At 73.2% G+C, this 4317-nt stretch carries 5 protein-coding genes and 1 pseudogene; 4 read left to right on the top strand and 2 right to left on the bottom strand.

Annotation, left to right across the window (positions count from 1 at the left end):
• Positions 1-222 precede the first annotated feature (222 nt).
• Together ND748_RS26360 and ND748_RS26365 are read left to right on the top strand one after the other, a co-directional pair.
• The gene (locus ND748_RS26360; protein ID WP_251748872.1) at positions 223-666 is read left to right on the top strand and encodes a hypothetical protein; all 444 of its coding nucleotides are present in this window, start codon (positions 223-225) and stop codon (positions 664-666) included.
• Positions 663-1307: a dTMP kinase gene (locus ND748_RS26365; protein WP_251748874.1), complete on the top strand. Its 645-nt coding sequence runs from the start codon at positions 663-665 to the stop codon at positions 1305-1307. Before ND748_RS26360 ends, ND748_RS26365 begins: the two co-directional genes overlap by 4 nt.
• 44 nt (positions 1308-1351) lie before the next feature.
• Here ND748_RS26365 and ND748_RS26370 read toward each other — a convergent pair whose 3' ends face one another.
• Together ND748_RS26370 and ND748_RS26375 are read right to left on the bottom strand one after the other, a co-directional pair.
• Positions 1352-1879 (bottom strand): hypothetical protein, encoded by a 528-nt coding sequence (locus tag ND748_RS26370; RefSeq protein ID WP_251748876.1) that lies wholly within the window; start codon positions 1877-1879, stop codon positions 1352-1354.
• A gap of 139 nt (positions 1880-2018) precedes the next feature.
• Positions 2019-2957: an acyl-ACP desaturase gene (locus tag ND748_RS26375; RefSeq protein WP_251748878.1), complete on the bottom strand. Its 939-nt coding sequence runs from the start codon at positions 2955-2957 to the stop codon at positions 2019-2021.
• A 266-nt stretch (positions 2958-3223) separates the two neighbouring features.
• Between ND748_RS26375 and ND748_RS26380 the strand changes: the two genes are divergently transcribed.
• Entirely contained in the window at positions 3224-3943 is a 720-nt protein-coding gene (locus tag ND748_RS26380; RefSeq protein ID WP_251748880.1) for a response regulator transcription factor, read from the top strand.
• A pseudogene (locus ND748_RS26385) lies at positions 3940-4317 on the top strand (two-component sensor histidine kinase); the annotation flags it as partial. The gene ND748_RS26380 and the pseudogene ND748_RS26385, both read left to right, overlap by 4 nt.

Raw genomic sequence — 4317 nt, forward strand, 5'->3', positions numbered from 1 at the left:
CGTCCGCTGTCCCGGCGGCGGCGACGGGCGTGCCAGGGCCGCCGCCCGCGCGGCCAGCGACCTGTCCGTGCTCATCACCCCTGCGACGGTAGCGAGCCTGCGGCGGCGTGCCATCCGTCCATGGGCGTACATGGCATACCGATCGCGGCGTACCCGCCGCGACCCGCCCGTCTTGTTACGCTCCCGACCGAATCCGCTGAACGCCGTCGGTGAGGAGGCCGCATGCTCGTGTCGGGAACGCCGCCGACGTTGCTGTCGCTGTGGTATCTGGCGGCCTGCCTGGCCGAGCGGGACGACCGGCTGGAGTACCGCCACCCCCTGGTCGCGGTCCGCAACGCGAACAACCTGGTCGTCGGCGGGCTGGACGTGGTGCGGGGCGAGCCGGCGGCGTCGGCGGTCATCCGCGGGGATGGCTGGTGGTCGCGCGCGGTGCTCGGCACCGCCGCCGCGGCCCTGCCGCCGATCGAGGGCCGGGCGCTCACCGGGCTGTGGGCGACGTTCCAGGGCAAGGCGGGCGCGGTCGCGCTGCTGCCGGCCGAGATGCGCCACGCCCGGATCGAGGCGGGGGCGGCCTGGGCGGGCATCCCCGCCACCCTCGCCGGCCGGCTGTTGAGCTGGTCCGACGCGGTCGTGGAGCACTTCCGCAAGCAGCCGGTGATCGGATGATCATCGCTATCGAAGGCGTCGACGGAGCGGGCAAGAACACGCTGACCGGGCGGCTCGTCACCCGGCTCACCGACTCCGGGCGCAGCGTGGCGACCCTCGCCTACCCGCGGTACGCCGCCGAGCCTCTCGGCCCGGCCATGCGCGGGCTGCTCGGGGGCGACGCCCGGCTCGCCGCGCTGGCCGCCGCCCCCCGCGCCACGGCGATGATGTTCGCACTCGATCGGGCGGCGTCGCGGCCCGAACTCGACGCCCTGACCGACGCCAACGACGTGGTCATCCTCGACCGGTACATCGCGTCGAACGCCGCCTATGGCGCGGCCCGGCTACCCGCGGCCGAGCGGGCCGCCTTCCCCGCCTGGGTCGCCGATCTCGAACTCGGCTCGCTGGCCCTGCCGGCCCCCGACCTGCAGGTGCTCTTGCGGGTACCGCTGGCCAAGGCGCGGGCGGGCGCGGCGGCGCGGGCCGGCGACGACCCGGACCGGCCGCTGGATGCCTTCGAGGCCGACGGTGGCCTGCAGGAGCGGTGCGCGCGGATGTACGAGGACCTGGCGGTCCGGGACTGGGTCTCACCCTGGTTGATCGTGGACCGGGACAGCGCTGTCGGCATCATCGAGGGGTGGCTCGGCGCCCTGCTGCGCTGATCACGCCGCGGCTCGGTGGGCCGGCGGATCAGCGGATCAGCGGATCAGCAGCCGACGAGGCAGCTCGGAAGGACGACCGGCGGCATCCGCACGACGACGCCGGATCCGGCGTGTGGACCGTGGCCGCGCGGCGCGGGTGCCGGGGCGTGGTGCGACGTGGACGGTGCCACCGCGGCCATGACCGGCTGGCTGGTGCCCGCGGTGCCCGCCGTGCCCGCGGTGCTACCGACACTCGGGCCGGCCGGGACCCGGTTCGGTGTGGACGAGTTCCGGACGGCGGCGTGCCGCGACGGGGACACCGGGCTCTTGCGCTCGCCCGACGGCGATGTGGTGCCTCCGCCGGCCGCGACCGAGGCGGCGGCGGAGGGGAGGGCGGCGAGGGCCCGGCCGGGGCGGGGCGCGGTGGTGGTGCCGGTGGCGGAGGGAGTCGACTCCGTGGCGCCGACCGCGTCGTCGGGCGCGGCGGCGCCGCGCTGCCCGATCAGCACCGCGACGGCCACGGCGGCGATGGCCACGATCCCCAGCCCGAGCTGCGGGAAGGTGATCCGGATGTTCCCTCGGTGCACGCTCACGCGGCTCCATCCGTCGATGGCGGCGACGGTCGGACCGTAGCACGTACCACCCATATCGGGGCACTGCTGCCCGATTGGGGCACTAATGCCCGGTTGGGGGGCTACGGACACTGCCTGAGATCCGCTTGAACGGCTCCGGTCAGACGGCGGCCAAGGTCTCCGCGCGCCGCGCCAACCGGGCCTGCGTCTGTTCGAACTTCGCCTGCTGTTGCGCGGCGGCCGCGTCGAGGCCGGCAAGGAAGCTGGCGACCTCGTCGCGGGCCTGTTCGCCCGCGGCGTCCAGTCCCGTCAGGTCGAAGAAACGCCACTGGCGCAGGATCGGCGTCACCACGTCGTCATGGTGGATGCGCAGGTTGTAGATGCCGGCTCGGGCGATCTGGATGGCCTTGCGGCCGAAGTCGCGGATGCCGGCGCCGGGCATCTCGAAGTTGAGGATCTCGTCACGGATGGCCTCCACCGTCCGGGACGGGGAGATCTCCAACGCGGCGGCCACGAGGTTCCGGTAGAAGATCATGTGCAGGTTCTCGTCGGCGGCGACGCGGGCGAGCAGCTTCTCGGCGACCGGCTCCGCGCAGAAACGACCCGTGTTGCGGTGGCTGACCCGGGTCGCCAGCTCCTGGAAGGACACGTACGCCATCGACTGCAGCGGCGTGATGCCGGACCGGTCGAAGCCCCGGCCCATCTGGTACATGCGGTCACGTTCGAGGGCGACCGGGTCGACCCCCCGGGTGACCATCAGGTAGTCGCGCATCGCGATCGCGTGGCGACCCTCCTCGGCCGTCCATCGGTGCACCCAGGTGCCCCAGGCGCCGTCCCGGCTGAAACCCTCCGCGATGACCCGGTGATAGCTCGGGAGGTTGTCCTCCGTGAGCAGATTGACCTCGAAGGCGATCTGCGCCGCCTTCGACAGGGAGGACTGGCCGGGCTCCCAGGGAACGGTGTCGAAATCCCGGCCCAGGCTCCAGGGGACGTACTCGTGCGGCATCCACTCGGTGGCGATGTCGAGATGGCGGTTCACGTTCGCCTCGGCGACGGGCTCAAGCTCGCGAATCAGCTCGGTGTCCGTGAGTGATCTCATTGGGAGACTGTTCCAGACCTGACGCCCGTCAACCATGTCCCACGGGTGTGGATTCCCGCTCGCGGGACTGTTCCGGCCGGCCAGTCCGCCTGCGCGACCAGGGCTTTCACCACCGGGCCGAGGACCGCCCGGCCGACGTGCGTTACCGGTCCCTTCACACGGAACTCTCACGATGCTCCGATGAACTCGGCACCCGGGGATCCGCACCCGGACCCGCACCCGGACCGGCCGGCGGGCCCCGCCACGAGACATCGAGGGAGTCGGACATGGTCGCAGCCCCGCGGGTGCTGGTCGTCGACGACGAGCCCAACATCGTCGACCTGCTCCGGATGGCCCTGCGCTTCCACGGCTTCGACGTCCTGACCGCGGCGACCGGGCGGGCCGCGCTGGAGCTCGCGGCCCAGGCCCGGCCGGACCTGATGATCCTCGACGTGATGCTGCCCGACGTCGACGGCTTCGAGGTCTGCCGGACCCTGCGGGCCGGTGGCCAGAGCGTGCCCGTCGTCTACCTCACCGCCCGCGACGCCCACCGCGACAAGATCGCCGGCCTGACCTACGGCGGGGACGACTACGTCACCAAGCCCTTCGCGGTGGACGAGCTGATCGCCCGGGTGCGGGCCGTGCTGCGTCGCACGTCCCCGCCGCGGACCGAGGCCGACCCCGAACCGTCGGCCATCCTCCGCTTCGCCGACGTCGAACTCGACCCGGACACCCACGTCGTCCGCCGGGCCGGCGAGCCGCTCGAGCTGTCGCCGACCGAGTTCACCCTGCTGCGGTACTTCCTTACCAATCCCAACCGGGTGCTGTCGCGGGCGCAGATCCTCGACGCGGTGTGGAGCTACGACTTCACGGGTGAGCCGACCGTGGTCGACCAGTACGTCAGCTACCTGCGGCGCAAGCTGGGCCGTCGCGGGCCGTCGCTTATCCACACGCAGCGCGGCTTCGGCTACGCGCTGCGCCTGCCCGCGGCGGGAGCCGGCCGGTGACCCTGCGACTGAAGCTGATGGCCGGGCTGGTGGCGCTGTGCGCCCTCGGCCTGACCATCGCCGGCACGGCGAGCGCGTTCGCCCTGCGCTCCTACCTCTACGACCGCATCGACCAGCAGCTCGGGCGCGCCGAGGTGCTCGGCCGGCTGCCGGTCGCAACCCTGCTGACCCGTCCGTCGATGCTGGACCGGGCCGGGGTGGAGCGGGCCGTCGGTCCCACCGACTACCTGGTGGAGATCCGCCGCCCCAACGGCACGGTGCTGCGGGTGGCCGGCTCCGCGAGCCCCCCGCCACCGGCCACCCCGCTGCTGGACGTCGCCGGGCGTTCCGGCGAGGGGCGCTCCGGCGATCGGCGCTCCGGGGAGGGGCGCTCC

This window comes from Frankia sp. AiPs1 (assembly GCF_023716945.1).
Lineage (GTDB): Bacteria > Actinomycetota > Actinomycetes > Frankiales > Frankiaceae > Frankia.

Bases quoted from the DNA above. Each gene is read 5' to 3' on its own strand.
- ND748_RS26360 (WP_251748872.1), top strand. From the start codon at position 223: ATGCTCGTGTCGGGAACGCCGCCGACGTTGCTGTCGCTGTGGTATCTG.
- ND748_RS26365 (WP_251748874.1), top strand. From the start codon at position 663: ATGATCATCGCTATCGAAGGCGTCGACGGAGCGGGCAAGAACACGCTG.
- ND748_RS26375 (WP_251748878.1), bottom strand. From the start codon at position 2,957: ATGAGATCACTCACGGACACCGAGCTGATTCGCGAGCTTGAGCCCGTC.
- ND748_RS26380 (WP_251748880.1), top strand. From the start codon at position 3,224: ATGGTCGCAGCCCCGCGGGTGCTGGTCGTCGACGACGAGCCCAACATC.